At 71.8% G+C, this 24976-nt stretch carries 22 protein-coding genes and 2 pseudogenes; 17 read left to right on the top strand and 7 right to left on the bottom strand.

Annotated features, from left to right (window positions below):
* Positions 1-89 precede the first annotated feature (89 nt).
* The 9 genes from ABZT04_RS11460 to ABZT04_RS11420 all read left to right on the top strand — a co-directional run bounded on the left by ABZT04_RS11460 (position 90) and on the right by ABZT04_RS11420 (position 8255).
* A complete protein-coding gene (locus tag ABZT04_RS11460) occupies positions 90-1262 on the top strand; it encodes a thiolase family protein (RefSeq protein WP_356055711.1) in 1173 nt (390 codons plus the stop codon).
* Positions 1259-2035, top strand: a complete 777-nt coding sequence (locus ABZT04_RS11455; RefSeq protein WP_356055512.1) for an enoyl-CoA hydratase/isomerase family protein — start codon at positions 1259-1261, stop codon at positions 2033-2035. The genes ABZT04_RS11460 and ABZT04_RS11455 overlap by 4 nt, the downstream gene beginning before the upstream one ends.
* The gene (locus tag ABZT04_RS11450; RefSeq protein WP_356055510.1) at positions 2032-2898 is read left to right on the top strand and encodes a 3-hydroxyacyl-CoA dehydrogenase family protein; all 867 of its coding nucleotides are present in this window, start codon (positions 2032-2034) and stop codon (positions 2896-2898) included. Before ABZT04_RS11455 ends, ABZT04_RS11450 begins: the two co-directional genes overlap by 4 nt.
* Positions 2899-3664: 766 nt before the next feature.
* Positions 3665-4657, top strand: coding sequence for a 1,2-phenylacetyl-CoA epoxidase subunit PaaA (gene paaA / locus ABZT04_RS11445; RefSeq protein ID WP_356055508.1), 993 nt, complete (start codon positions 3665-3667; stop codon positions 4655-4657).
* Positions 4654-4938 carry a 1,2-phenylacetyl-CoA epoxidase subunit PaaB gene (gene paaB, locus ABZT04_RS11440; RefSeq protein WP_355924471.1) on the top strand — a complete coding sequence of 95 codons (285 nt, stop codon included), beginning with the start codon at positions 4654-4656 and terminating at the stop codon, positions 4936-4938. The genes paaA and paaB overlap by 4 nt, the downstream gene beginning before the upstream one ends.
* A gap of 9 nt (positions 4939-4947) precedes the next feature.
* The gene (gene paaC / locus ABZT04_RS11435; protein ID WP_356055506.1) at positions 4948-5784 is read left to right on the top strand and encodes a 1,2-phenylacetyl-CoA epoxidase subunit PaaC; all 837 of its coding nucleotides are present in this window, start codon (positions 4948-4950) and stop codon (positions 5782-5784) included.
* Positions 5778-6284 carry a 1,2-phenylacetyl-CoA epoxidase subunit PaaD gene (gene paaD / locus ABZT04_RS11430; protein ID WP_356055504.1) on the top strand — a complete coding sequence of 169 codons (507 nt, stop codon included), beginning with the start codon at positions 5778-5780 and terminating at the stop codon, positions 6282-6284. Before paaC ends, paaD begins: the two co-directional genes overlap by 7 nt.
* 91 nt (positions 6285-6375) lie before the next feature.
* Positions 6376-7479 carry a 1,2-phenylacetyl-CoA epoxidase subunit PaaE gene (paaE, locus tag ABZT04_RS11425; RefSeq protein WP_356055501.1) on the top strand — a complete coding sequence of 368 codons (1104 nt, stop codon included), beginning with the start codon at positions 6376-6378 and terminating at the stop codon, positions 7477-7479.
* Positions 7480-7487: 8 nt separating this feature from the next.
* Positions 7488-8255, top strand: a complete 768-nt coding sequence (locus ABZT04_RS11420) for an enoyl-CoA hydratase-related protein (protein ID WP_356055499.1) — start codon at positions 7488-7490, stop codon at positions 8253-8255.
* A 58-nt stretch (positions 8256-8313) separates the two neighbouring features.
* On the opposite strand, the gene ABZT04_RS11415 is transcribed toward ABZT04_RS11420, so the two are convergent.
* Both ABZT04_RS11415 and ABZT04_RS11410 read right to left on the bottom strand, forming a co-directional pair.
* A complete protein-coding gene (locus ABZT04_RS11415) occupies positions 8314-9936 on the bottom strand; it encodes a S53 family peptidase (RefSeq protein WP_356055497.1) in 1623 nt (540 codons plus the stop codon).
* 118 nt (positions 9937-10054) lie between these two features.
* Positions 10055-10783 (bottom strand): helix-turn-helix transcriptional regulator, encoded by a 729-nt coding sequence (locus tag ABZT04_RS11410; RefSeq protein WP_356055709.1) that lies wholly within the window; start codon positions 10781-10783, stop codon positions 10055-10057.
* 533 nt (positions 10784-11316) lie between these two features.
* On the opposite strand from ABZT04_RS11410, the pseudogene ABZT04_RS11405 reads away from it, so the two are divergent.
* A pseudogene (locus tag ABZT04_RS11405) lies at positions 11317-11409 on the top strand (IS5/IS1182 family transposase); the annotation flags it as partial.
* Positions 11410-12517: 1108 nt separating this feature from the next.
* Here the strand turns inward: ABZT04_RS11405 and ABZT04_RS11400 are convergent.
* Positions 12518-12958 (bottom strand): annotated as a pseudogene (locus ABZT04_RS11400) (ATP-binding protein); the annotation flags it as partial.
* Positions 12959-13215: 257 nt separating this feature from the next.
* On the opposite strand from ABZT04_RS11400, the gene ABZT04_RS11395 reads away from it, so the two are divergent.
* Positions 13216-14823, top strand: a complete 1608-nt coding sequence (locus ABZT04_RS11395) for an amidohydrolase (RefSeq protein ID WP_356055495.1) — start codon at positions 13216-13218, stop codon at positions 14821-14823.
* A 14-nt stretch (positions 14824-14837) separates the two neighbouring features.
* Here the strand turns inward: ABZT04_RS11395 and ABZT04_RS11390 are convergent, their stop codons facing one another.
* The 4 genes from ABZT04_RS11390 to ABZT04_RS11375 form a co-directional block, all read right to left on the bottom strand.
* Positions 14838-15497, bottom strand: a complete 660-nt coding sequence (locus tag ABZT04_RS11390; protein WP_356055493.1) for a YceI family protein — start codon at positions 15495-15497, stop codon at positions 14838-14840.
* Positions 15498-15656: 159 nt separating this feature from the next.
* Positions 15657-16430 (bottom strand): polysaccharide deacetylase family protein, encoded by a 774-nt coding sequence (locus ABZT04_RS11385; protein WP_356055491.1) that lies wholly within the window; start codon positions 16428-16430, stop codon positions 15657-15659.
* A gap of 85 nt (positions 16431-16515) precedes the next feature.
* Positions 16516-17784: a cytochrome P450 gene (locus ABZT04_RS11380; RefSeq protein WP_356055489.1), complete on the bottom strand. Its 1269-nt coding sequence runs from the start codon at positions 17782-17784 to the stop codon at positions 16516-16518.
* A gap of 157 nt (positions 17785-17941) precedes the next feature.
* Complete coding sequence (locus ABZT04_RS11375; protein WP_356055487.1) at positions 17942-19129, bottom strand: cytochrome P450; 1188 nt, start codon at positions 19127-19129, stop codon at positions 17942-17944.
* 272 nt (positions 19130-19401) lie between these two features.
* Here ABZT04_RS11375 and ABZT04_RS11370 point away from each other — a divergent pair, with 272 nt between their 5' ends.
* The 6 genes from ABZT04_RS11370 (at position 19402) to ABZT04_RS11345 (ending at position 24924) form a co-directional block, all read left to right on the top strand.
* Complete coding sequence (locus tag ABZT04_RS11370) at positions 19402-20172, top strand: DUF899 family protein (RefSeq protein WP_356055485.1); 771 nt, start codon at positions 19402-19404, stop codon at positions 20170-20172.
* Positions 20173-20252: 80 nt separating this feature from the next.
* Entirely contained in the window at positions 20253-21734 is a 1482-nt protein-coding gene (locus ABZT04_RS11365) for a cytosine permease (RefSeq protein ID WP_356055483.1), read from the top strand.
* Positions 21731-22285, top strand: coding sequence for an isochorismatase family protein (locus ABZT04_RS11360; RefSeq protein WP_356055480.1), 555 nt, complete (start codon positions 21731-21733; stop codon positions 22283-22285). The genes ABZT04_RS11365 and ABZT04_RS11360 overlap by 4 nt, the downstream gene beginning before the upstream one ends.
* Positions 22282-22989: a GntR family transcriptional regulator gene (locus tag ABZT04_RS11355; RefSeq protein WP_356055478.1), complete on the top strand. Its 708-nt coding sequence runs from the start codon at positions 22282-22284 to the stop codon at positions 22987-22989. Before ABZT04_RS11360 ends, ABZT04_RS11355 begins: the two co-directional genes overlap by 4 nt.
* 19 nt (positions 22990-23008) lie before the next feature.
* On the top strand, positions 23009-24013 hold the full coding sequence (locus ABZT04_RS11350; RefSeq protein WP_356055476.1) for an ADP-ribosylglycohydrolase family protein: 1005 nt from the start codon (positions 23009-23011) through the stop codon (positions 24011-24013).
* The gene (locus ABZT04_RS11345) at positions 24010-24924 is read left to right on the top strand and encodes a PfkB family carbohydrate kinase (RefSeq protein WP_356055474.1); all 915 of its coding nucleotides are present in this window, start codon (positions 24010-24012) and stop codon (positions 24922-24924) included. The genes ABZT04_RS11350 and ABZT04_RS11345 overlap by 4 nt, the downstream gene beginning before the upstream one ends.
* Positions 24925-24976: the final 52 nt, after the last annotated feature.

Raw genomic sequence — 24976 nt, 5'->3', positions numbered from 1 at the left:
GCTGCCCGAGCCCGCGTTCGCCACCGGCCGCTTCGCGACCCCGCCGTCACGCCGGCCCGCCCCCGCCGAGGAGCCCACCCATGTCTGAGTTGCCGTCCGACGAGGTCTATCTGATCGACGGGGCCCGCACCCCGCAGGGCCGCTACGGCGGCGCCCTGGCCTCAGTACGTCCCGACGACCTCGCGGCACTGGTCGTCGGCGAGGCCGTCCGCCGCGCCGGGATCCCGGCCGAGGAGGTGGACGAGGTGATCCTCGGCGCCGCCAACCAGGCCGGCGAGGACAACCGGGACGTGGCCCGCATGGCCGTACTGCTCGCCGGGCTCCCGCACACCGTGCCCGGCTACACCGTCAACCGGCTGTGCGCCTCGGGACTCACCGCCGTGGCCTCGGCCGCCCAGGCGATCCGCGCCGGCGAGGCGGACCTGGTCGTCGCGGGCGGCGTGGAGTCGATGACCCGCGCGCCCTGGGTGATGGCCAAACCCGGCACGCCGTGGGCCAAGCCGGGGGAGGTGCACGACACCTCGCTCGGCTGGCGCTTCACGAACCCGCGCTTCGCCGCGCAGGACACCCTGTCGATGGGGGAGACGGCCGAGGAGGTCGCCGCGCTCGACGGCATCACCCGGGCCGAGTCCGATGCGTTCGCGCTGCGCAGCCATCGGCGGGCCGTCGCCGCGCAGGAGGCGGGACACTTCGACCAGGAGATCGTGCAGGTCCCGGTGAAGGACGGCGAGGTGACCCGCGACGAGGGTCCGCGCCCGGGCACCACGCTGGAGAAGCTGGGCTCGCTGCGGACCATCTTCCGCGCCGACGGCGGCTCCGCCTCGCCGCTGTCCGACGGCGCCGCCGCGCTCGTCGTCGCGAGCGGGGCGGCCGTTCGGCGCCACGGACTCACCCCGAGGGCCCGGATCGTCACCTCCGCCTCGGCCGGAGTACGGCCCCACCTCATGGGCCTCGGCCCGGTCCCCGCCACCGAGAAGGCCCTCGCCCGCGCCGGATGGCAGGCCGGTGACCTGGGCGCCGTAGAACTGAACGAGGCCTTCGCCGCGCAGGCGCTCGCCGTCTCCCGTCGCCTCAAGTTCGACGAGGAGAAGGTCAACGCCGACGGCGGAGCCATCGCGCTGGGCCACCCCCTCGGGTGCTCCGGCGCCCGCATCCTGCTCACGCTGCTCGGCCGACTGGAGCGCGAGGAGGCCCGACGGGGTCTGGCCACGCTGTGCGTCGGAGTGGGCCAGGGTGTCGCGATGCTCGTGGAGCGGATATGAGCGCCCGCACCGGCACCGGGCCGTACGAGACCCTCCTTGTCGAGGAGCGCGCGGACCGGGTGGTCGTCACCCTGAACCGGCCCGACGCCCGCAACGCCATCAGCGGGCTGATGATCCGCGAACTGCACGCCGTCTGCGAGCAGTTGGAGCAGGACCCGAAGTTCCTGCTGCTCACCGGTCACGGCGGGGTCTTCGCGGGCGGCGCCGACATCGCGGAGCTGCTGGCACGCGGGCGGGACGAGGCGCTCCAGGGCATCAACAGCCGGCTCTTCGAGCGGGTGCGACGGCTGCCGATGCCGACCCTCGCGGCAGTGGACGGCTGGGCGCTGGGCGGCGGTGCGGAACTCTCCTACGCCTGCGACCTACGGATCGCCGGTCCGGACGCCGTCTTCGGCAACCCGGAGCCCGGGCTCGGCATCCTCGCGGCGGCCGGTGCCTGCCGACGGCTGCCCGAGCTGATCGGCGAGTCCCTCGCCAAGCAGGTGCTGCTCGCCGGACGGAACCTCGACGCAGCGGCGGCCCTGGCCGCCGGGCTGGTCATCGACGTCGTATCGGCGGAGAAGCTGCTGGACGAGGCGCACGCGCTGCTGGACCGCATGGCCCGGTCCTCGGCCATCGCGCTGCGGCTCACCAAGTTGGTGGTCGACTCGCCCGGCGCCCACCCGGTCGCCGACGACCTCGCACAGGCCGTGCTCTTCGAGGGCCAGGACAAGAAGGACCGGATGACGCGCTTCCTGGGCCGGAGCGGCCAGGAGAAGAGGAGTCGAGCATGAGCCCAACACCCCCTTTCCGCCCGGCAGTTGTCGGTGTGATCGGCGGCGGCCGGATGGGCGCCGGTATCGCTCAGTCCTTCGCCGCCGCCGGATCGGCCGTGACCGTCGTGGAGAGCGGCGAGCAGGCCTCGGCCGCCGCGCAGGACCGGGTCGCCACGGGTCTGAAGCGGGCCGCCGAGCGCGGCCTGCTCGGCGAACCCACCGAGCGGGTCCTCGCCCGCGTCACCTTGGTCGACTCCGTCGACGACCTGCCCGCCGACGCCGATCTGGTCGTCGAGGCCGTCCCCGAGGACCCCGGGCTCAAGGCCCGCGTGCTCGCGGCGGCCGAGCGGGCGGTGTCCACGACGACCGTGCTGGCCACCAACACCAGCTCCCTGTCCGTCACCGAACTCGCCTCCGTGCTCACCCGCCCCGGCCGCTTCCTGGGCATGCACTTCTTCAATCCCGTGCCCGCCTCGGCACTGGTCGAGATCGTCGTCGCGCCGCACACCGAGGCGGCCGTGGTCAGTGCCGCCCTGGACTGGACGCACGCCCTCGGCAAGAAGGATGTCACCGTCAAGGACTCGCCGGGCTTCGCCAGCAGCCGCCTCGGGCTCGCGCTCGGCCTGGAGGCGATCCGCATGGTCGAGGAGGGCGTCGCCGAGCCGGAGGCGATCGACGACGCCATGAGCCTGGGCTACAAACACCCCATGGGGCCACTGCGCCTCACCGACCTGGTCGGCCTCGACGTACGCCTGGCCATCGCCGAATACCTGCACAGCACCCTGGGCGAGCGGTTCGCTCCGCCGAGGCTGCTGCGGGAGAAGGTTGCGCGGGGGGAGTTGGGGCGTAAGGCGGGGCGGGGGTTCTACACGTGGGAGTGAAGTGACCGGTGAGCGGGCGGGCGGACGGCGTCGGCTATGGCCTCGACAGCGGGGTCGCCGCCATCGAGCTGCCGGGGCTGCGCTCGACGGCTCGCTGCGCGGCGGGTTGCCGGCCGACGGGGGACAGGTCTGCGCCGTGCTGGCGTGCGGGGCAGGCGCTGGCTGCGTGGGACAGGACCTCAAGGAGCGTCCCCGTGCTGGAACCCGGGACCATTGCAGGCCATCGCCGGTCTGTGGAACGAGTGCAACCCCCTGGTGGAGGTGGCGCACGCGCTGCCCCAGCCGTTGGTCGTGCGGGTCGCGGCCGAGGGTGCCCGGTTCGCGACCGCGTCCACCGGGATCGGGCCTAGCGGTACGCCAGAGCAGGCGGTCCGTCCGTCGCGGGCCGCCGCCCCGATGCTGCTCGGCGATTGTCCCGATGCCGAGGGCGCGCTGCGGTGGGGACTGGGGTCGTACCGGAGGGCGGACGTGACTTGGCCCGGCGGCTCGCCGCCGGGCCCACTGCGGCCTACGCGGAGGTCAGGGCGCTGCTGCGGGGACCGTGCCCGGCGCGAGCCTCGCCACCGTGCTGGAGCGCGGGCCGCGGCGCAGGAGCCGGTCGGCGCGAGACGGCACCGCCGTGCCGCCGCGGAGGCATCCCCAGCCCGCACGGAGCCCTCGTTCCAGGACCGCTGACCAGCCACTCACCCGGCGGGTCTTGCCTCTCCGGAAGAAACCCATCAGACTAGGTACCGAACGAATGGTCGGTAGGGAAGTTGGTGTGTCGATGAGCGGTACAGGCACGGAGGCGGCGGGCGCCGACTGGGACGGTGCGCGGTTCGAGGCGGAGTTCGACGCCACGATCGCCAAGGATCAGCGGATCGAGCCCCGCGACTGGATGCCCGACGGCTATCGCAGGACTTTGATCCGGCAGATCGCGCAGCACGCCCACTCGGAGATCATCGGGATGCAGCCGGAGGGCGACTGGATCACCCGCGCGCCCTCCCTGCGCCGCAAGGCGATCCTCTTCGCGAAGGTGCAGGACGAGGCGGGCCACGGACTGTATCTGTACTCGGCCGCCGAGACCCTGGGCGCGGACCGCGCCGAGCTGACCGAGGCGCTGATCGAGGGCCGGCAGAAGTACTCGTCGATCTTCAACTACCCGACGCCGACCTTCGCCGACGTCGGCGTGATCGGCTGGTTCGTGGACGGCGCCGCGATCTGCAACCAGGTGCCGCTGTGCCGCTGCTCGTACGGGCCGTATGCGCGGGCCATGGTGCGGGTGTGCAAGGAGGAGTCCTTCCACCAGCGCCAGGGCTTCGAGCTGCTGCTCACGATGATGCGCGGCACGGACGCCCAGCGGGCCATGGTCCAGGACGCCGTGGACCGCTGGTGGTGGCCGTCGCTGATGATGTTCGGTCCGCCCGACGACGACTCGCCCAACTCGGCCCGCTCCATGGCCTGGAAGATCAAGCGGCACAGCAACGACGAACTGCGTCAGCGCTTCGTGGACATGACGGTCCCGCAGGCGGAGAAGCTCGGAGTCGCCCTGCCCGACCCGGAGTTGGGGTGGAACGAGGAGCGCGGCCACCACGACTTCGGCACCCCCGACTGGTCCGAGTTGCAGCGCGTGATCCGTGGCGACGGACCGCGGAACGCCGAGCGGATCTCGCGACGCCGGGCCGCCCACGAGGAGGGCGCCTGGGTCCGGGAGGCGGCCACCGCCCACGCGGCCAAGCAGGCCGCCCGTACGCAGCGGAACGAAGGAGCGGCGGCATGAAGCAGGACTGGCCCCTGTACGAGGTGTTCGTACGCGGCAAGCGCGGACTGAACCACGTCCACGTCGGCTCGCTGCACGCCGCCGACGACGCCATGGCGCTCACCCACGCCCGCGACCTCTACACGCGGCGCAACGAGGGCGTGTCCATCTGGGTCGTGCGCTCGGAACACATCGCGGCCTCGACCCGCGACGAGAAGGACCCGTTCTTCGCGCCGAGCGCCGACAAGGTCTACCGCCACCCCACGTTCTACGACATCCCCGACGACGTCCCCCACATCTAGGAGCAGGGAATGAGTGACGACCACGTCTATCTGTCCCTGGCCGAGGGGCACGACGACAGCGACGCCCGCTGGGCCTTCGGCACCGGCTTCGAGGACCCGCTGCACGGCGTGGACCAGACCGTGCCCGAGGGGACGGACACCGCCCAACTGGCCGCGGATTGCCTGGCACTTGGCGACGACACGTTGATCAGCGCCCAACGACTGGCCCAATGGTGCACTGCCGCCCCCGAGTTGGAGGAGGAGGTCGCACTCGCCAACATCGGCCTCGATCTGCTCGGCCAGACCCGCCTGCTGTACGCGCGCGCCGGCCAGGTGGACGGCACCGGACGCGGCGAGGACGCGTACGCCTACTTCCGCGACGCCGACGCCTTCCGCAACGTACGACTGGCCGAACTGCCCAACGGCGACTTCGCGTTCTCCATCACCCGGCTGCTGGTGCTGTCTTCCTGGCGGCTTGCGATCTTCGAGCGGCTCGCCGTCAGCACGCCGGACCCGGTGCTGGCCGCCATCGCCGCCAAGGGCGTCAAGGAACTGGCGTACCACCGCCAGTACGCCGCCGAGTGGGTCGTCAGACTCGGCGACGGCACCGAGGAGTCGCAGCGGCGGATGCGCGACGCGCTGGCGGGCATCACCCCGTACGTGGACGAACTCTTCGCAGGAGAAGGGGAGTTGAAGGAGGAGGTGCTGGCCGTGCTCCGGCAGGTCACCGACGCCGCCGGGCTCGTCCTGCCCGAGGCGGCACCGGTCCCCGGCCATGGCCGCGACGGCGACCACACCGAACACCTCGCCCCCCTCCTGACCGAACTCCAGAGCGTGGCCCGAGCCCACCCGGAGGCGACATGGTGACCACCCTGCTCGACGCGCGGCGCGCCCGGCACATCGCCGCGCAGGTGCCCGACCCCGAGATGCCCATGCTCACGCTGGCCGACCTCGGCGTGCTGCGCGACATCGAGGTGAGCGAGGACGGCACGGTCGTCGCGAGCCTCACGCCGACGTACTCGGGCTGCCCGGCGATGGCCGAGATGCGCGCCGAGGTGGCCGCGCGGCTGCGGGACGCCGGGTACGCGCGCGTGGAGATCCGCACGGTCCTGAGCCCGTCGTGGAGCAGCGACTGGATCACCCCGGCCGGCCGCGCCAAGCTCGCCGAACACGGCATCGCGCCCCCCGGTGCCGCCCCCCGCGGCCCGGTCACGCTCAGCCTCTCGCCGACCCGCCGTACGGTGGCCTGCCCCCGCTGCGGATCGGCGGACACCGAGGAGACCTCGCGCTTCGCCGCGACCTCCTGCAAAGCCCTGTGGCGGTGCCGCGCCTGCCGCGAGCCGTTCGAGTACGTCAAGGAGATCTGATGGCGAGCCCCCAGCTCCCAGCCGTGGCCAGTCCCCGGCTCCCAGCCGTGGCGAGCCCCCAACTCCCGCTCCCGGAAAGGACGGTGGACCAGTGACCGCCCCGGCCCCGACCACCCCCGCCCGCCCGGCGCGCCGCCGTCCGGCCTTCCACGCCCTGCGGGTCGGTGCCGTGGAACCGCTGTGCGAGGACGCCGCCGCCATCAGCTTCGACATCCCCGACCACCTCGCCGAGGAGTTCGCGTACCGGCCCGGCCAGTCGCTCACCCTCCGCCGCGAGGTCGAGGGACGCGACGAACGCCGCTCGTACTCCATCTGCTCCCCGGCCGGAGCGCGCCCCAGGATCGGCGTACGCGTCGTCCCCGGCGGCCTGTTCTCCTCCTGGCTGGTCAACGACGTACGCCCCGGAGACACCGTCGAGGTGATGGCCCCCACCGGCGCCTTCACCCCCGACCTGACCCGCCCCGGCCACCACGTCCTGATCGCCGCCGGCTCCGGAATCACCCCGATGCTGTCCATCGCGGAATCCGTCCTCGCCGCCGACACCCGCTCCCGCGTCACGCTCTTCTACGGCAACCGGCGCACCGACACCGTGATGTTCGCCGACGACCTCGCCGACCTGAAGGACCTCCACCCCGGCCGGTTCCAGCTCGCGCACGTCCTCTCCCGCGAACCGCGCGAGGCGGAGATCCTCTCCGGCCGCCTCGACGCCGACCGGCTCGCCGCGCTCGTCGACGCCCTGGTCGACGTGGACACCGCCGACCACTGGTGGCTGTGCGGCCCGCACGGCATGGTCCGCGACGCCCAACAGATCCTCACCGGACTCGGCGTCCCCTCCGACCGCGTCCATCAGGAGCTGTTCTACGCCGACGACGAGCCCGTACGCACCAACAAACACATCGACACCGTCTACGCCGGCCCCGTCAGCCAGGTCAGCGTTACCCTCGACGGCCGCACCACCAACTCCGCGCTGCCCAAGGACAGTTCGATCCTCGACGGCGCCCAGAAGACCCGGCCCGACCTACCCTTCGCCTGCAAGGGCGGCGTCTGCGGCACCTGCCGCGCGCTGGTCACCGACGGCACGGCGGACATGCGGCGCAACTACGCCCTCGAACCCGCCGAGGTCGACGCCGGATACGTCCTCACCTGCCAGACCTTCCCCGTGTCCGACACACTCGCCGTCGACTACGACAGTTGAGGCCGGCCATGACCGTGAGTCTCGAAGTCGCCGAGGGCGTGGGCACCATCCGTCTGGACCGCCCGCCGATGAACGCGTTGGACACCGCTGTCCAGGACCGGTTGAAGGTGCTGGCCGAGGAGGTGACGCGGCGCGAGGATGTGCGGGCGGTTGTCGTCTATGGCGGGGAGAAGGTGTTCGCGGCGGGGGCGGACATCAAGGAGATGCAGGGTATGGATCATGCGGCGATGGTCGTGCGGTCGCGTGCGTTGCAGGAGTCGTTCACGGCGGTGGCCCGGATTCCGAAGCCGGTGGTGGTGGCGGTGACGGGCTATGCGCTGGGCGGGGGTTGTGAGTTGGCGTTGTGCGCGGACTTCCGGATCGCGGCGGACGACGCGAAGCTCGGGCAGCCGGAGATTCTGCTGGGGCTGATTCCGGGTGCGGGTGGTACGCAGCGGCTGGCGCGGCTGATCGGTCCGTCCAAGGCGAAGGATCTGATCTTCACGGGTCGGATGGTGAAGGCGGAGGAGGCGTTGGCGCTGGGTCTGGTGGACCGGTTGGTGCCGGCCGGTGCGGTGTACGCGGAGGCGCATGCGTGGGCGGCGCGGCTGGCGAAGGGTCCGGCGATCGCGTTGCGTGCCGCGAAGGAGGCGATCGACACGGGGCTGGAGACGGACATCGAGACCGGGTTGGCGGTCGAACGGACGTGGTTCGCGGGGCTGTTCGCGACCGAGGACCGGGAGCGCGGGATGCGGAGCTTCGTCGAAGAGGGCCCCGGCAAGGCCAAGTTCGTGTGACGCGGAGCGCGGGCCGGGAACACTCCCGGCCCGCGCTCCATTCGTCAGCTGTCGGCGGTCAGCCGAGCAGCTTGGTCGCCAGGGTCGCCGCGTTGTACGAGCCCCAGCCGGTGGTGAAGTCCCAGCCGCTGGCGGCGGAGTAGGCGCCGTTGCTGCCGCTGGTGATGTCGTGGAAGCCGGTGCCCTTCGCCGTGTAGAGCGCGGGGTTGGCGAAGCCGAGGTTGGCCTTGCCGGCCGCCGCGGCCTGCTGGTTGTAGAGCGCGCCGAAGGCCGCCCACTCGGGCGCGGCGGCGCTGGTGCCGCCGACCGTCCCCCAGGAACCCTGCGAGTAGATCGAGACGCCGGGGCTCGGGTTCGCGAGCGCCGACACGTCCGGGACCTGCCGGTAGCCGCCGCCCGCGCTCTTCTGCACCGCGGTCTGCCAGCTCGGGATCTTGAAGACGGAGGACTTGCCGCCGCCACCGCCCGACCAGGCCGTCTCCTTGCTCCACGCGTTGGCGGAGGTCACGGTCAGCGTGGTGCCGCCGACGCCGGTGACGTACGGGTCGGCGGCCGGGTAGTCGACGGTGGTGGTGCCGTCGGCCGCGTCGTCCGAGCCGTCGTCGCCGGAGGCCGCGTAGAAGCCGAGGCCCTCGGCCGCGCCCGCCTTGAACACGGCGTCCACGGCGTTGATGTTGGAGGTGGTGCGCTGGCTCTCGGAGGCACCCCAGCTGATCGAGGTGGTCGGGATGCCGCTGTCGACGATGGCCTGGTAGGTGTCGACCTCACCCGCGTCGGAGTTGGGACCCTCGAAGACGGTGACGTTCGCCTTGGGGGCGATCGCGTGCAGGACCTCGATGTCCAGCTCCACCTCGACCTGACCGTCACCGAGCGCGCCGGAACCGCCGTCCACCTTCGACACGGTCGGAGTGGGCGAACCCAGGCTGTAATTGGTGTCGTACTTCGTGATGTTGGACTGCTGGAAGCCGTCGAACTCCAGCAGCGCGATCTTCTGCCCGCTGCCGGTGTACGTCCCGGACACGTTGTAGCCGCCCTTGATCTGGGCCGGGGTGTAGCCGCCGCCGGGCCCGTTGTGCGGGTTGACCTTGGCGGACCCCTGATGGTGCAGCTGGGCGCGGTTGTTGAGGCCGGTGACGTCGCTGACGAGGCCGGCGATGCCGGTCGGCAGGGTCGGCGCGGTCTCGTTGGCGTAGAACGCCCGGCCCGACTTGGCGTCCTTCCAGGTCGACAGCTTGGTGCCGAAGGCCTTCTCCAACTGGGCGGCGGTGCCGCTGGCGTCGACCAGCAGGTTCCCGGAGTGGACGGTGCCGACGGTGAGCCCCTGGGCGCGCAGGTACTCCTTGACCTGCTTGACCTCCGCGTCGGTCCGGCCGAACCGGGCCGCGAACTGTGCCTTCGTCAGATAGTGGCCGTACGAACTCGACCGCGGGTTACTGACGTTGGCCACGAAGGTGTCGAGCGCCTTGTCGTCTCTGGGTGTCAGGCTGATGGCCACCGATATCCGCTTGCTCGCGGAGACCGCGCCGGTGCGGGCGGCGTCGTGGGTCAGGCCCTTGAGGACATCTCCCGTGATGGCGGCGCGAGTTGTGTGCGGCTGGGCGGCGGCGTAGGCGCTGGGGACGGCGGCGGCGAGCAGGGCCGGTACGGCGACCAGGCCGACCAGTTTCAGGCGTGACGTCACTGGGGTCCTCCGAGGAGTGGGGGGTTGCTGTCCCGGAAGTGGAACTGCTTCACCGTAGGAACATCAGCCCCACCCCCGTAAGCGGGGGAACCCTTGCATCACGTGTTAACGGGACGTGTCAGGTGAAGCGTCGGCCGGGCTGACCGACCGTCACCGTCTGCGCCGCAGGCCGCTGTTGGTCGTCGTCGGTGGGGCTCACGGACGCCGTGCCGGACGCGATGACGGCGACCGCCATCGCGTGGGCGAGCGCGGTGCGCGAGCGGACGCCGACCTTGCGGTAGACCCGTGAGAGGGTGCCCTCGACCGTCTTGACGCTGATGAACAGCTCTGCCGCGACTTCCCTGTTGGTGGCGCCGCCGCCGACCAGCTCGGCGATCCGCGCCTCGGTGGGGGTGAGTTCGGGCCGTCCCTCGCCGTCCCGGTCGCCTGCCTCCAGCCGGGCCAGCTCGTCGCCGGCCCGCGCCGCCAGTGGCAGGGCGCCGATGCGCGTCGCCGTCTCCAGCGCCTCGCCGAGAGCGGTCCGTGCCGCGTTGCGGTGCCGGGCCCGGCGTTCGACCGCGCCGAGGGCGATCAGGGTGCGCACCAGGTCGACGGGCAAAGGGAGTTGACGCAGCCGGTCCACGGCGACCCGTAGCCGTAGCGCTCCCTCCTTTGCCCGGCCGAGACCCGCCTCGCGCAGCCCCTCCGCCCGTTCCAGAGCGGCCAGCACGCTGCCGGGCGCCTCGTCGGACAGCAGGGCGCGGGCCTCGTCGATCACCGCCCCGGCCGCGTCCGTCTCGCCCAGCACGACCAGGGCCTCGGCCAGATCGCTGTACCAGTGCAGCAGGGGAGGGTCGGCGGCGGACATGGCCGCGCCGAGTTCCTTCACGCGGAGCAGCGCCTCGGCCGCCGCCGCGGCCCCACGCGGGTCACCGACCAGCAACTCGGCCTGGCCCAGCACCGCCAGCGCGCGCAGCAGGAACAGCCGGTCGCCGTCCGCCTCCGAGGCCCGCACCGCCTGCCCGGCAAGCCGCCGGGCCTCGTCGGCGGTGCCGCCGACGGTCGCGGCGAGCGCCGCCGCGTACAGCGCCGGAGCGGCCTGTACGCCGGTCTCGGCCACGGCACGCGAGCAGCGGGCGGCGGTGCGCAGCGCCTCCTGGCAGTGCCCGGCGCGCACCTGGATACGGGTCAGCGCGACCAGGGTCGCCATCACCTCCTCGACCCCGGCGAACTCCCCTATCTCCGTGAGGAGTTCGGATACGCGCTCCCGCGCCTCGGTGACCTTGTCGGAGTCCAGGGCGAGGATGGCCCGCATCCGGATCAGTCCCCAGCTCTCCGGCCCGGCGCCCGCGCCACCGGCCAGAGCGAGGGCCTCCTCCAACGCGACGTCGGCGGCGACCGGTTCGCCGCCCAGCGAGCGCACCCGGGCGAGGGTGGCGAGCGCCCCGACACGGGTGTCGGTGTCACCGGCCACGGCCGCCTGCCGGGCGGCGCGCCGGGCATGCCGGGCCGCCTCCGCCAACTCCCCGCACAGCAGGCCGCGTACAGCCGCCCAGTGATGCAGCCAGGCCTCGGCCTCCGGGTCTCCGGCCGCGTCCCGCAGCCCTTCGTCGATCAGGGCCTGCGCTCCCTGCAACGCCTGCCCGGCGTTGCGCAGCAGGACCAACCGGGCCCGCACCCGCTGCCGGGCGGAGCCCGCCCCGGCGAGCACTGTCTCGGCCGCCTGCCCGGCCTCCTCCAACTGGCCTGCGTCACAGGCGTATTCGGCCGCCGCGAGCAGCCGGTCGGCATGTTCGGCGCGATGGTCGCCGGGAGTGTGCCGGGCCGCGAGTCCGGCCAGTTCGAAGGCGGCGTCGGGCGAGCCGTCGCGCCGGGCGGACTCGGCCGCGGACATCAAGGTGCGGGCCGTGGTCTCGTCCTCGTACGGGCGGGCGAGAGCCAGGTGCCGCGCCCGCTCCACCGGCTCGGTGACCGCACGGGCGAGCAGGGCGTGCGCCTGGCGGCGGCGGTACTCCGGAGCGTCGGCGTGAACGGCGGCCCGGATCAGCGGATGCCGGAAACGTACGGTCCCGTCGGCGTCGGCCGCCGCGACCCCGAGCCGTTCGGCCGCCGCGAGGTCCGAGGCGGCGTCGTGGAACCCGGCGGCGCGCAGCACGGTGAGACTGGGGCGGGCGGCGACGCTCGCGACGAGGAGGGCACGGCGCGCGGACTCCGGCAGCCTCCGCACCTCGTCCAGCAGCGGGGTGCACAGTCTTGGGGGTACGGGCAGCGTCCGGCCGAAGCCGATCGGCGCTCCGTCACGCGGGGCCGCCCGCCCCAACTCCAGTGCGTACCAAGGGTTTCCGGCGGCGATGTGCTGGACGGCCCGCAGGACCGCCGGCGGCAGCTCGGCGCCGAGGGAGGCGTGCAGGAGGTGTGCCACCTCGTCGTCCGTCAGGGGCGGCACGGGCACTTCGGCGGTGCCGGGCGGGCAGCAGCGCGCCCGCTCGGGCTGCTCTCCCTCGGCCACCCGCTCGGCGGCCACCACTCGTACGTCGAGGCCCTCGATCCGGCGTACGGCGAAGGCGAGCACCTCGGCGGTCGGCCCGTCGAGCCACTGGAGGCCGTCCAGGACAAGGAGCACGGGACCGGTGGCGGCGAGGGCGCGCAGCACATCGAGGACGGCGACGCGGACCGAGAGCCGACTCCGGTCACCGTCCGGCTGTTCGCCGCGCACCAGGGCGGCCCGCAGCGCGGCCCGGGGTTCGGGCGCCAGGGCCTCCAGCAAGCTGTCCGGCACCCGCGCGAACAGATCGACGAGGCCCGCGTACGGGAGTCGGGCGTCCTCCTCGGCGGGCGAGCACCGCAACACCGTTCCGGACGGCTGGACTTGAGCCCCGGAGGATGCGACGAGGTCGGCCACGACCACGGACTTGCCGATCCCCACGGGGCCGTACAGAAGCACTCCATGACGGACCGTCAACTCGGCGCGGGCGGTGTCGAGCAGCTCGCGACGCCCGGTCAACGGCCGTACTTCCACGGCGCGTCCAGTGTCACCAGGCATCTCGGCATGTGTTCATGACAACCGTTGCGGAATCGCCTTGTCAATGAGGATCGCCGGGAGGCGCGCGGGGGAGAGGAGGGCCGCGGCCGTGATCTGCGGACCCAACCCGCCGTATCCAACGATTGGCGCATGATCTGTATCTGGGCCGCCATCGGTGACGCACTTCCTGCTCTACGGGCCGCCGTAAACGCGTGAATCAGCAGGTGGGCCGTACAAAAGCCTTGTCAGCGGAAGCCGTGCGGAAGTGGGAGAGAACGATGACTGATCATGCAGCCGATCTGGTGATCCGGGCCGAAGCGATCCACACGCTGGTGCCCGACCAGGCACCCCAGCGGGCGATCGCCGTACGGGGCGACCGCATCGTGGCCCTCTCACCCGACCCCTACGGTCTCGACCACTGGGTGGGCGCGCACACCACGGTGCACGACCTGCCCGGCGCCACGGTGCTGCCGGCCTTCGACGACACCCACACCCACCTGATCCTCGCCGCGCACGGCGCGCACGACGTTCCCGTCCACCAGGCCCACGACATCCCCGAGTTCCTGGAACTGATCCGCGAACGCGCGAAGGTGACCCCCGAGGGCGAGTGGATCCGCACCGCCACCAACTGGCAGGAACTCAACCTGGCCGAGCGCCGCATGCCCACCGCGGCCGAACTCGACCGGGCCACCGACCGGCACCCGGTCCTCGTCAAGCGCGGCGGCCACAACGACGTCGTCAACAGCTACGCGCTGCGCCTGGCGGGCATCACCGAGGACACCCCCGTACCGGCGGGCGGTGTCATCGGCCGCGACGCCGACGGCAGGCTCGACGGGCGGCTGATCGACAACGCCATGGGCTTTGTGGAGCGCCTGGTCCCGAGCCAGGACCGGGCACGGCGCATCGACGGACTGCGGCTGGCCAGTGCGCGGTACGCCGCCACCGGCATCGGCACCGTGCGCGATTGCATGGTCTCACCGGCCGACTACGACCTCCTCCGGGCCGCCCGCGAGGAGGGTGCCCTCAGCGTCCGTGTGCGGGCCCTGATCTCGGCGCTCGGCATGACCGGCGTCGCCCAGGTGGAGGACCTCCTCGACGTCATGGAGGAGTGGCGATACGACTCCGACCCCATGCTGCGGGTGTGGGGCGTGAAATTCGGGCTCGACGGCGGTCTGGAGGCCGGTGCCACCGAGGAGCCGTACGCCTGTGACCACGCCTTCTCAGGCACTCTGATCTGGGAGTCCGACGCGCTGGTGGAGGCCGTCGAGGCCGTGGTCCGCCGCGGCTGGCGGGTCGGCACCCACGCCTACGGCGACCGTGCGGTCCGCACCCTCCTGGACGTCTACGAGCGCGTCCTCGCCCGCAACCCCGGACTGCCCGCCGGCTCGCTGGTGATGGAGCACGGCGGCCTAGCCGGCCCCGAACAGCGCACCCGCGCCGTCGAGTTGGGCATTCCCGTCACCATCCAGCAGCCCCTGCTGCACGACACCGCCGAGGTCGAGGAGGGCTTCTGGGGTCCGGAGCGCGTCGCCCGGCTCTTCCCCGCCCGAGGCTGGATCGACCTGGGCGCCGAGGTCAGCGCCGGATCGGACTTCCCCGTCGGCCAGTTCGGCGCCATGCGCTCGGTGTGGGGCATGACCACCCGCCAGACCGTCATCGGCGTCAAGGGCCCCGAGCACGCCATCACCTACGACGAGGCCGTCACCCTGCACACCGCCAACGCCGCCCGCCTGAGCGGTGATCAGGAGCTGCGCGGGACCCTCGCACCGGGCCGGCTCGCCGACCTCACCGTGTGGGACCAGGACCCCGCGCGTTGTTCCGACGACGAACTGCGCGATCTGAATCCCACCCGCACGATCGTCGGCGGCCGCCTCGTCACTCCGTAGGGGAAAGCGTTCCGTCAGCCGGTCGGCAGCGTCCTGATCGCGGCGATGTCAAACTGGAGACGCACCTTCTCGCTCACCATCGCACCGCCTTCGGCCAGCCGGGAGTTGTAGGTCAGCCCCCAGTCGGAGCGGTCGATGGTGGTGGTCCCGTCGAAGCCCACGCGCTCGACGCCGAACGGATCGGTGACATGGCCGATGTAGGTGAGTTCCAGGACGACGGGACGGGTCGTCTCCTTGATGGTGAGGTCGCCGAGCATGCGGTAGACATCGTTTCCCGCCATTTGCACCGCGGTGCTCGCGAACCGCATACGCGGGAAGTTGGCGGAGTCCAGGAAGTCACGGCCGACCAAGTGTCCGTCGCGTTGTTCCACACCGGTGTCGACGCTGCCGGTCGACACCACTATCTCGGCCCGCGAACGGGCCGGGTCGCGGCCGTCGAAGTAGAGCCGGCTTTTGTATTCGGTGAAAGACCCGCGCACGGTCGTCACCATGGCGTGCCGGACGGAGAAGCCGATCCGGCTGTGCGCGGGGTCGATCATCCACTCTCCGGTCAGCGCGGCCAGGGCGGGATCGGGCCGGCCGGAGGGGGAGGACGCCGGTGGGGCGGCGGGGCGTTGCGGAGCTGCGGGGGGTGCCGAGCGGCGGAGGGGCGCAGCACGGGTGAACAGATTCATGCTTCACGTAGTTACTGCACGGGTGATATCGCCGCAAGCCTTCATGGCGAACCGACAGCAACGCGAATGGGCACTGACACGGTTAAATGCCGCGACCTCACAGGTCGTTGCCACATTTCTCACACATATTCGTCACCCCGAAAGCAGTGACCGCCCTTTTCAACGCACCGGGAACCCGAACGAATAACCCTGCTGCTTCAGCCACGGCAGGATCTCGCGCAGGGCGGCCACGGTCTGGGAGCGGTCGCCGCCGGCGTCGTGGAACAGGAGGGTCGGCCCGTTGGACAGTTCGGACTTGACGGTGGCGATGATGGCGTCGGTACCGGGGAGTTCGAAGTCCTTGGAGTCGACGTTCCAGCCCAGCGGGCGCATCCCCTGCGAGGCGGCGAGGTGGCGGCTGTACGGCGTGAAGGCGCCGCCCGGCGCCCGGTAGTACTGCGGGCGGACACCCCCGGACGCCTTGGTGATCATGGTCGCGGCGTTCAGGATCTCCTGCGACTGGTAGGACTCGGACTTCTTGTCCATGGTGGTGTCGTGCGAGACCGTGTGGTCGCACAGCCGGTGCCCGGCCGCGACGACCGCCTTGACCAGGTCCGGGTGGGCCTCGGCCTGGGTGCCCACCATGCAGAAGGTGGCCTTCACGCCGTTCTCCCGCAGCACTTGGAGCACCTCGGGCGTCCAGGTCGGGTCAGGGCCGTCGTCGATGGTGATGTTGACGCCCCGCGCCCCCTTGTCGGAGGCGTGCACGATCTCCTCCGACACGGTCGCGATCCGCGCCGGGGCCGAACTGGAGGCGCCGGCACGGGCATTGCGCTGCCCGTCGACGATTCCGGCCTGCGCGGTCCACACAGAGGTGGCCGCCGCCACCGCCGTCACTCCGACCGCCGCCGCGAGTACCCGCCCGTACCATCCCCGCCCGCCATGCCGCGCCATGTCCGCCCTGTTCCCTGTGCTGTTGTCCGGTCGCTTGCATTCGTCAGGACGGGATAAACGAGCGGACGGATCCCTCTGTTACGGATCACGGACAATTTCGCGGGAGTTCCGGGACGGAAGTTGACGTTGGTCGGCGCAGCGCGAGCCGGCCGCGGAAGTTCTCCGGGATCGGAGCGAAGCGCAACGCCATCGTGAGCTCCTCGGGACGGTCGACGGTCAGGCGGTAGCGGGTGCACAACAAGTGGCACAGGCCCATCAGTTGGACGGTCCCGATGTTCGCGCCGACGCACTTCTTGGGCGCCCAGCCGAACGGCACATAACAGGTACGGTCCGTCGGCCCGTGCGGCGCGCCCGGCAGGAAACGGTCCGGGTCGAAGACGTCCGGCCGCTTCCACACCCGCTCGTCACGGTGGATCAGATGCGGGCTCAGCAGATACCAATCGCCGGGCTCCAGCCGGGTCTTGCCGAAGTCGAAGGGGAACTTGCTGCGCCGGACCAGCAGCAGCGGCGGGCTCCACAGCCGCAGCACCTCCTTCACGAAGCGGTGCGTCACGGGAGCGGCATGCGTCGGCGCTGTACGGAACTCCACCGGATCGACCGCGCCCAGTTCCTCGGTGAGCCGCTGTTGCCACTCGGGGTGCCGGACGAACTCGTAGAGCAGACTCGCCGCGGCGGCGCCCGGCGGTCCGCCGATGGCGGTGAGGACGGTGGTCACCACGTCCAGCGCGCGGTCCATGCCGAGTCGGGGCAGCAGGTCGACGAACGGGTCGGCGAGATCGCGCTCCCGCTGCCGCCTGCCGTTCGCGCGCTGTCGCAGCACCCTGCGCACGACGAGCCCGGACCGCACCTGCACGGCGACGAACCGCAGATGGTGCCAAAGTCCGGCAGGAGTGGGCGAGATGAGCCGCAGCAGCTTCAGCTCCAGGTCCCGGCGGACCAGATCCGCCTCGCCCGAGGTGAGGCCCGACAGCGCCACGGGCAGCATGGACCGCAACGCCACGTCCTGGGTGAGCATCACCAGATCGACGTCGTCACCGAGCCGTTCGTCGATGATCCGCTCCATACGGTCGATCAGGGCGCCGTGCTGCTCCGCCGTGGCCAGCGTGTGCAACTGGGTCAGCCAGGCCGAACGGACCTGGCTCCACGGCACCTCGGGACTGCGCCGCCGCCGCACCATGTCGATCAGCCGGTCGTGCATCACGAACCGGTGCCAGTTGGTGGCGCTGACCCGCCGCGCCGCCTCCGGCTCGAACACGCCGAGCCGGGTGTCGTCGACCCAGAAGATCCCGTCCTCGGCCGCGCTGCGCCTCCGTATGGAGTGCAGGAAGTCCTCGGGGTGCTGCGGGGTGGTCATGGTGAACGTTCCCCTCGTGGGGCGCGGGGAGCCGGCCGCTCGGTGGTTCCCCGCGCCGGGCCGGTCAGATGTGGTGGTACAGGTACCAGAACTGTCCGTACGAGCCTCGGATGTTGAGGACGGACTTCGCCTTGAGATACAGGGCGTGCATGCGCGTTCACCTCCTTCCGGGACAGTCGGTGGGGTCGCTCAGCACCGCGGTGAAACGCGGTGGAGCGAGCGCCGGGCCTACCTGAGGACCGACGCCGTCATGGGGGGTGACCGACAACCGCCGGTCACGGCTGATGAGTTCGACGAGGTCTTCGAGCAGCCGCATGGTGACGGTCACCCCGGCACAGGTGTGGGGCCCGTGCCCGAACGGGAGATACGCGCCGTCCGGCACGGCCGACGCCCAGCGCTCCGGCACGAACTCGTCCGGCCGCTCCCAGTGCCCGGGATGCCGGTGCACGAGATAGGTGCAGACGGCGAGTTGATCGCGCGGGGCCACCTCTGTCCCGCCGAGTTCCTGCGCCTGGCTCGGGGTCCGCGCGAACAACCACGCCACCGGCCACAGCCGCAGCGCCTCACGCACCGTCCAACTCGGCTCCGCGGCAAGGCTGTCGGGATGTGTGCCGAGCAGATACACCGACCAGCCGAGCGCGAATCCGACCGAGCCGACGGTGGCGAACAGGAAGGAGAGAAACACCTCGGCGAGATCCTTCGGGTCCGAACCCGGCCCACTCTCGTCCACGACGACGTCGAGGAGGTCGCGCGGCTCGCGTGCGGTGCCGAACTGCCGCTGCCTGGAACGTATTTCGGTGTGCAGCACGCTCAGTGCTCGACGCCGGAAGAGCAGCCGGGACGCCGGCGAGTGACGGCGTCGCGCGCCCGCCAGGACCGCGCGATGGACGATCTGCTCGACGGCGGAGTGCAGTTGGGGCGGCGCGTCCGGGTGCAGCAGGACGTCCCGCAGATGCCGGAACACGAGCAGGTTCCCGGCGTCCGGCCAGACACTGCTGGGGGAGAGGAGTTCGGTGACCAGGCCGGGCAACTCCGGTCGTCGTAGGTCCAGATGACGGCGGATCAGGGCCCGGGCCGCGCGCCCGATGCGGATCTGCGTCGCACGCGGTCCGAGGTCGCCGTGCCGGGTCCGGTAGAAGTCGGACGCCTCGACGACCACCGAATCCCGGTTGCCGAGCACGGCCCGGGCGGACTCGGGGCCGGCCACACAGACCAGGCCGGCGGCCGAGCGCCACACGTCGTGCACACCGTCGAACTCCGCGCTCAGCAGGGCCAACGGGTTGCGGACGCGGGAGAGGATTCCGCGGGGAGCGCGGGCTGGTACGCCGTTCCCCTCACGTGTCACGGACGACTCCATGGTGCCTCCTCCGAACCAGCGGCAGCGGTACACCTGGCGCGGTACGCGTGACGCCCCGCCCGATGGGAACAGCCTCCGGACGGCACGACCATCTGTCGCCCGCTGTGCCGCTGAGCGGAACAGGGCGCGGGCGCCGCGATGAGTTTCGGGCGGCTCGCGAGTCAGTACCCGGAGACCGTCGTAGGACCGCGATAGGACGTCGTACGACGCTGCCCGCCACGAGAGACCACGCGAGACAACGAGAGGCCACGGAGGCCCCCATGACGACCACCCCTCATGACGCGAGCAAGCCGCCGATCGTAGATCTGGCCACCTGGGAGGCGGAGCGCGAGAAGCTGCTGCTCCGCGAGAAGGCGCACACCCATGAGGGCGACGCGATCGCCGCGGCCCGGAGGCGGCTGCCGATGGTCGAACTCGACGGGACCGTAGAGGTCACCGGCGCCGACGGACCGGTCCCGTTCCTCGACCTGTTCCAGGGGCGCGACGAACTAGTGGTGTACCAGCACATGTGGCACGACGGATCGCCCCACCAGGGCCAGTGCGAGGGCTGCACCACCACGGCCTGGCACATGAAGGACGCCGTCTACCTCAACGCCCGGGGCGTCTCCTACGCCGTCGTGACCACGGGTGCGTGGGACGAGGTGGCTCCCTATGTCGAGTTCATGGGTTACACCGAGCCCTGGTACTCGGTACGGGGCGTGGCGGCGCCGATCGGCGGCCAAATGGGGCACATCGTCTCCTTCCTGCGCGACGGCGACCGTGTGTTCCTCACCTACTCCACGACGGGCCGCGGCAACGAGCCGGTCAACGGCTCCCTCGCGCTGCTCGACATGACGCCCTACGGCCGCGGCGAGGCGTGGGAGGACAAGCCCGAGAGCTACCCGCCCGAGGAGCGCCCGGCCTGCTGGTACTGGCGCTCGGACGCCGACGGCGTCGCCACCTGGGGCCCGACCAGCCGACCCGTCCCGCAGTGGACCCGCCCCGGCGCGACCCCCGTGGAGACCCTGGGCCGGCACGGTGACTGCCACTGACGGACACCTTTCTCCGCCCTTGACGCCCGTCACCACCCCACCTAGCCTCGGCTGAACACGTCTAGACAGGTAGGTCGACGATGGCGGACCCCAAGACTTCCCAGTCCCGGCAGCTTCAGGTCGAGACACACGGCCTCGACGTGATCGGCGACGCCGAGCGCAAAGGCACCCCACGCACCCTGTTCTGGCCCTGGTTCGGAGCCAACGTCTCGATCCTGGGCCTGAGTTACGGTGCCTTCGCGCTCGGCTTCGGGATCTCCTTCTGGCAGGCGCTGGTCGCGGGCGTGATCGGGATCGTCTTCTCGTTCCTGCTCTGCGGGTTCATCGCGGTCGCAGGCAAGCGCGGCTCCGCGCCGACGATGGTGCTCAGCCGCGCCGCCTACGGCGTGCGCGGCAACCGCCTGCCGTCGGTGATCTCCTGGGTCCTCACCGTCGGCTGGGAGACCGTCCTGACCGCGCTGGCCACCATGGCGACCGCGACCGTCTTCGACCGGCTCAGTTGGGGCGGCGGCACCGACACCAAGGTGGTCGCGCTGATCCTGGTCGGCGCGCTGACCGTCATCGGCGGAGTCATGGGCTTCGACCTGATCATGCGGCTCCAGACGGTGATCACCGTGGTCACCGGCGTGCTCACCGTCGTCTACATCGTGCTCGTCGCCGACCACATCCACTGGAGCACGGTCAGCGCCGTACCGGCGGGCTCCGGCCAGGAGTTCATCGGCGCGCTGGTGTTCATGATGACCGGCTTCGGCCTCGGCTGGGTCAACGCGGCCGCCGACTACTCCCGTTACCTGCCCAGGAGTTCGTCGAGCAGAGGCGTGATCGGCTGGACCACCTTCGGCGCCTCCGTCGCCCCGCTGCTGCTGCTCGTCTTCGGCCTGCTCCTCGCCGGTTCCTCCAGCACGCTCAACAAGGCGGTCGCCGCCGACCCGATCGGCGCGCTGACGACGATCCTGCCCACGTGGTTCCTGGTGCCGTTCGCCGTCGTCGCGGTACTCGGCCTGGTCGGCGGCGCGGTCCTCGACATCTACTCCTCGGGACTGGCGCTTCTGTCGGCCGGCCTGCGGGTGCCGCGCTATCTCGCCGCGCTCGTCGACGGCGTCCTGATGATCGCGGGCTCCGTCTACATCGTGTTCTTCGCCGACAACTTCCTCGGCCAGTTCATGGGCTTCCTCACCACCCTCGGCGTCCCCATCGCCGCCTGGTGCGGCATCATGCTCGCCGACCTCGCCCTGCGCCGCCGCGACTACGACGAGGGCGACCTCTTCCGCCCGGCCGGCCGCTACGGCGACATCCAGCCCACACCCCTCCTGCTCACCCTCGCCGCCACCGCGATCGGCTGGGGCCTGGTCACCAACACGGCCGCGAGCTGGCTGACTTGGCAGGGCTATCTGCTCGACCCGCTCGGCCTCGGCGGCAAGTCCGGCGCCTGGGCCTACGCCAACCTCGGCGTCCTGGCAGCCCTCGCCCTCGGCTTCCTCGGCACCCTGGCCCTCGGCCGTGCCCGCGTCCGGCGCCAGGAGGAACAGGCCGCGAGCCCGGAGGCGGTGGCCGCCGTATGACCACCGCGTTCGGCCACCTCGCCGTCATCGACATGCAGCGGGTCTTCGCCGAACCCGACAGCCCCTGGGCCACCCCCCGCTTCGAGCGGGCGGCGGCAGGCGTACGACTGCTGCTGCCGGCCTTCGGGGAACGCGTCACCTTCACCCGCTTCCTGGCCCCCGACAAACCCGAGGGCACCTGGCAGGCCTACTACGACCAGTGGCCCTTCGCCCTCCAGCCACCAGACGCCCCCCTCTGGCGGCTGACCGACGAATTCGCCGTGCGGGCACGGCACTTGGTGGACGCGCCCACCTTCGGCAAGTGGACCCCGGAACTCGCCCAACGCGTCGCCCCCACCGGCCGGCTCGTGCTCGCCGGCGTCAGCACCGACTGCTGCGTCCTGTCCACGGCACTTGCCGCCGCCGACGCCGGAGCCGAGGTCCTGGTCGTCGCCGACGCGTGCGCCGGTGTCGACGACGACTCCCACGCCAAGGCGCTGCACATCATGGACCTCTACCGCCCCCTGATCCGGGTGGTCACCGTCGCCGAGGCGGTCGGGGAGGCCTCGTGACCGGCGTCCGGCTGAAACACGAGCGCATCAGCGAGGTCCTCGCCAAGGAGATCCGCAGCGGAGACCGACCCGCCGGTGAGCAGCTCCCCGGCGAACACACCCTGGCCCAACGCTTCGGCGTCAGCCGTACGACGGTCCGCGCGGCCCTCGCCGAACTCTGCGAGGCCGGACTGATCGCCACCCGCACCGGCAAGGGCTCCTACGTCCTCTTCGACGGCCGCCCCCTGGACGACCACCTCGGCTGGGCCCACGCGCTGGCCACCCAGGGCATCGACACCCGGGTCCGGACCCTCACGGTCGACACCCGGCGCGACGAACACCTCGCCCGTCAACTCACCCTGAACACAGCCGAGTTCGTGTGCGTGGAGCGGATACGGGAACTGGTCGCGGACGCGGTTGTGGTGTCGTACGAACGCAGCTTCCTGCCGCCCGTGCCCGGAGTGCGGGAGCTGCCGACGCGCGGCCTGGACCAGGAGTCGCTCACCGATGTGATGCTGCGGGCCGGACTGCGACCCGACCACGGCGAACAGCGGGTGAGCGGGCGGCGGATCGACCGGCGGGAGGCGGAGCTGCTGCGCCGCGAACCGGGCGACTGGTTCCTCGACACACGGCGGACCAGCCGGGCGGCCGACGGCTCCCTTGTCGAACATGTGGTGAGTCTCCTGGACCCCGACCACTTCCAACTGACCCTCGCCTTCGGCTGAACCACCCCGGAAAGCACCCATGACCCTCCAGAGCCGTGCCACCGGAGCCCTCTACGGACTCGCCCTCGGGGACGCCCTCGGCATGCCCACCCAGATGCTGTCCCGCCCACGGATCACCGCACGCTACGGCCCGGTCCTGACCGGCTTCCATCCGGCCGACGCCGACCATCCGCTCGCCGCCGGAATGCCGGCCGGAGTGGTCACCGACGACACCGAACAGGCCCTGCTCCTCGCTGAGTTGCTGCTCGACGGCAAAGGCCGCGTCGACCCGGCGGAACTGGCCCGCCGTCTGGTCGCCTGGGAGGACGACATGCGGGCCCGCGGCTCGCTCGACCTGCTCGGCCCGTCCACCAAGCGCGCGGTGGAGCAGGTCCTCGCGGGCACCTCCGTCGACGAGGTGGGGCGCTACGGCACCACCAATGGCGCGGCGATGCGCATCGCCCCTGTGGGCATCGCGGTGTCCGCCGCGGACCCGGTCGTGCTGGTGGACCGGGTGGTGGAGGCGAGCCGCCTGACCCACAACACCGGGGTCGCGCTGGCCGGTGCCGCCGCCGTGGCCGCCGCCGTGAGCGCGGGACTTGACGGGGCGTCGGTTCCCGAGGCGGTCGAAGTGGCCGTGTCGGCGGCCCGGTTGACGTCGGGGCGCGGACACTGGGTGGCCGCCGCCGATGTCGCCGAGCGGATCGTCTGGGCGACGGGGTTGGTGCGGGGCCTCACGGAGGCCCAAGTCTGCGAGCGGGTCTACGCGTTGGTCGGAACGAGCCTCGCCACGCAGGAGTCCGTGCCCGCCGCCTTCGCCGTCCTGGCCGCCTGCCCCGAGGACCCTTGGCGGGCCGCACTGCTCACCGCGTCCCTCGGCGGCGACTGCGACACCATCGCCGCGATCGCCGGGGCCGTCGGCGGCGCCTGCCACGGAGTGGACGCCTTCCCGGCCGACGCGCGCGAGAGGCTCGTACGCGTCAACCCGAAGCTCGCCCTGGACACGACGGCCGCCGCCCTGCTCGGCCTGCGGGACCGGTCATGAGCGGCAGGCTCTGGCACCTCGGCAACGTCGTCGTCGACCTGGTCCTTGAGATCCCCGCCCTCCCGGAGCGGGGCGGCGATGTCCTCGCCACCCGCACCGAACACACCCCCGGCGGCGGCTTCAACGTCATGGCCGCCGCCGCCCGCCAGGGGCTCCCGGTGACCTACGCCGGAGCCCACGGCACCGGCCCCTTCGGCGACCGGGCCCGCGCCGCGCTGCACGCCGAGGGCATCGACGTCCTGCTCGCCCCGCGCCCGCAACCGGACACCGGCTTCGTGGTCTGCCTGATCGACACGGAAGGCGAGCGCACCTTCGTCACCAGCCCCGGAGCCGAGGCCACCCTGACCGCCGCCGACCTGCTCGAACTCCGGCCCGAGACAGACGACTTGGTGTACATCACCGGATACGGCCTGCTGTACGACAGCAACCGGGCGGCCCTGCTCGACCTTCTGCCCCGACTGGACCCGACCGTCACGCTGGTCACCGACCCGGGCCCGCTCGCGGCCGAAATCCCTGAGCCCGCACTGGAGTTGCTGCTCGCGCGCTCCGACTGGTGGAGCTGCAACGCCCGCGAGGCCACGCTGCTCACCGGCATCGACGACCCGTCCGAAGCCGCCCGAGCCCTCGCTTCCCGCCTGGAGCGTGGCTCGCCGCTTGTCCGCACCGGCGCCGACGGCTGCCTCGTGCACGACGGCGAACGCCTGGTCGCGGTCCCCGGTTTCGAGGTACGGGCCGTCGACCTCAACGGCGCGGGCGACGCCCACACCGGTGTGTTCATGGCCGCCCTGGCCCGGGGACTGGCCCCGGTGACCGCCGCCCGCCGGGCCAACGCGGGCGCCGCCCTGGCCGTCACCACACCGGGCCCGGCGACCGCACCGGAGGCGGCACGACTTGACGCGTTCCTCAACTAGGAGTTGTGCAGGGTCGCCAGGGTGCGTGCCGGGGCGGTACCGATGCGCTGCT

The organism is Streptomyces sp. NPDC005492, from assembly GCF_040605995.1.
Taxonomy (GTDB): domain Bacteria; phylum Actinomycetota; class Actinomycetes; order Streptomycetales; family Streptomycetaceae; genus Streptomyces.
This window is presented reverse-complemented; position numbering and strand designations above follow the sequence as displayed.

What these genes read in the sequence shown, in the direction of transcription:
- ABZT04_RS11360 (WP_356055480.1), top strand. Translation starts at nt 21,731, where the DNA reads ATGACCACCGCGTTCGGCCACCTCGCCGTCATCGACATGCAGCGGGTC.
- ABZT04_RS11420 (WP_356055499.1), top strand. Translation starts at nt 7,488, where the DNA reads ATGACCGTGAGTCTCGAAGTCGCCGAGGGCGTGGGCACCATCCGTCTG.
- ABZT04_RS11450 (WP_356055510.1), top strand. Translation starts at nt 2,032, where the DNA reads ATGAGCCCAACACCCCCTTTCCGCCCGGCAGTTGTCGGTGTGATCGGC.
- ABZT04_RS11365 (WP_356055483.1), top strand. Translation starts at nt 20,253, where the DNA reads ATGGCGGACCCCAAGACTTCCCAGTCCCGGCAGCTTCAGGTCGAGACA.
- ABZT04_RS11350 (WP_356055476.1), top strand. Translation starts at nt 23,009, where the DNA reads ATGACCCTCCAGAGCCGTGCCACCGGAGCCCTCTACGGACTCGCCCTC.
- paaA (WP_356055508.1), top strand. Translation starts at nt 3,665, where the DNA reads ATGAGCGGTACAGGCACGGAGGCGGCGGGCGCCGACTGGGACGGTGCG.
- ABZT04_RS11380 (WP_356055489.1), bottom strand. Translation starts at nt 17,784, where the DNA reads ATGACCACCCCGCAGCACCCCGAGGACTTCCTGCACTCCATACGGAGG.
- ABZT04_RS11370 (WP_356055485.1), top strand. Translation starts at nt 19,402, where the DNA reads ATGACGACCACCCCTCATGACGCGAGCAAGCCGCCGATCGTAGATCTG.
- paaB (WP_355924471.1), top strand. Translation starts at nt 4,654, where the DNA reads ATGAAGCAGGACTGGCCCCTGTACGAGGTGTTCGTACGCGGCAAGCGC.
- ABZT04_RS11385 (WP_356055491.1), bottom strand. Translation starts at nt 16,430, where the DNA reads ATGGCGCGGCATGGCGGGCGGGGATGGTACGGGCGGGTACTCGCGGCG.
- ABZT04_RS11455 (WP_356055512.1), top strand. Translation starts at nt 1,259, where the DNA reads ATGAGCGCCCGCACCGGCACCGGGCCGTACGAGACCCTCCTTGTCGAG.
- ABZT04_RS11390 (WP_356055493.1), bottom strand. Translation starts at nt 15,497, where the DNA reads ATGAATCTGTTCACCCGTGCTGCGCCCCTCCGCCGCTCGGCACCCCCC.
- ABZT04_RS11345 (WP_356055474.1), top strand. Translation starts at nt 24,010, where the DNA reads ATGAGCGGCAGGCTCTGGCACCTCGGCAACGTCGTCGTCGACCTGGTC.
- ABZT04_RS11410 (WP_356055709.1), bottom strand. Translation starts at nt 10,783, where the DNA reads ATGTCCGCCGCCGACCCTCCCCTGCTGCACTGGTACAGCGATCTGGCC.
- ABZT04_RS11395 (WP_356055495.1), top strand. Translation starts at nt 13,216, where the DNA reads ATGACTGATCATGCAGCCGATCTGGTGATCCGGGCCGAAGCGATCCAC.
- paaD (WP_356055504.1), top strand. Translation starts at nt 5,778, where the DNA reads ATGGTGACCACCCTGCTCGACGCGCGGCGCGCCCGGCACATCGCCGCG.
- paaC (WP_356055506.1), top strand. Translation starts at nt 4,948, where the DNA reads ATGAGTGACGACCACGTCTATCTGTCCCTGGCCGAGGGGCACGACGAC.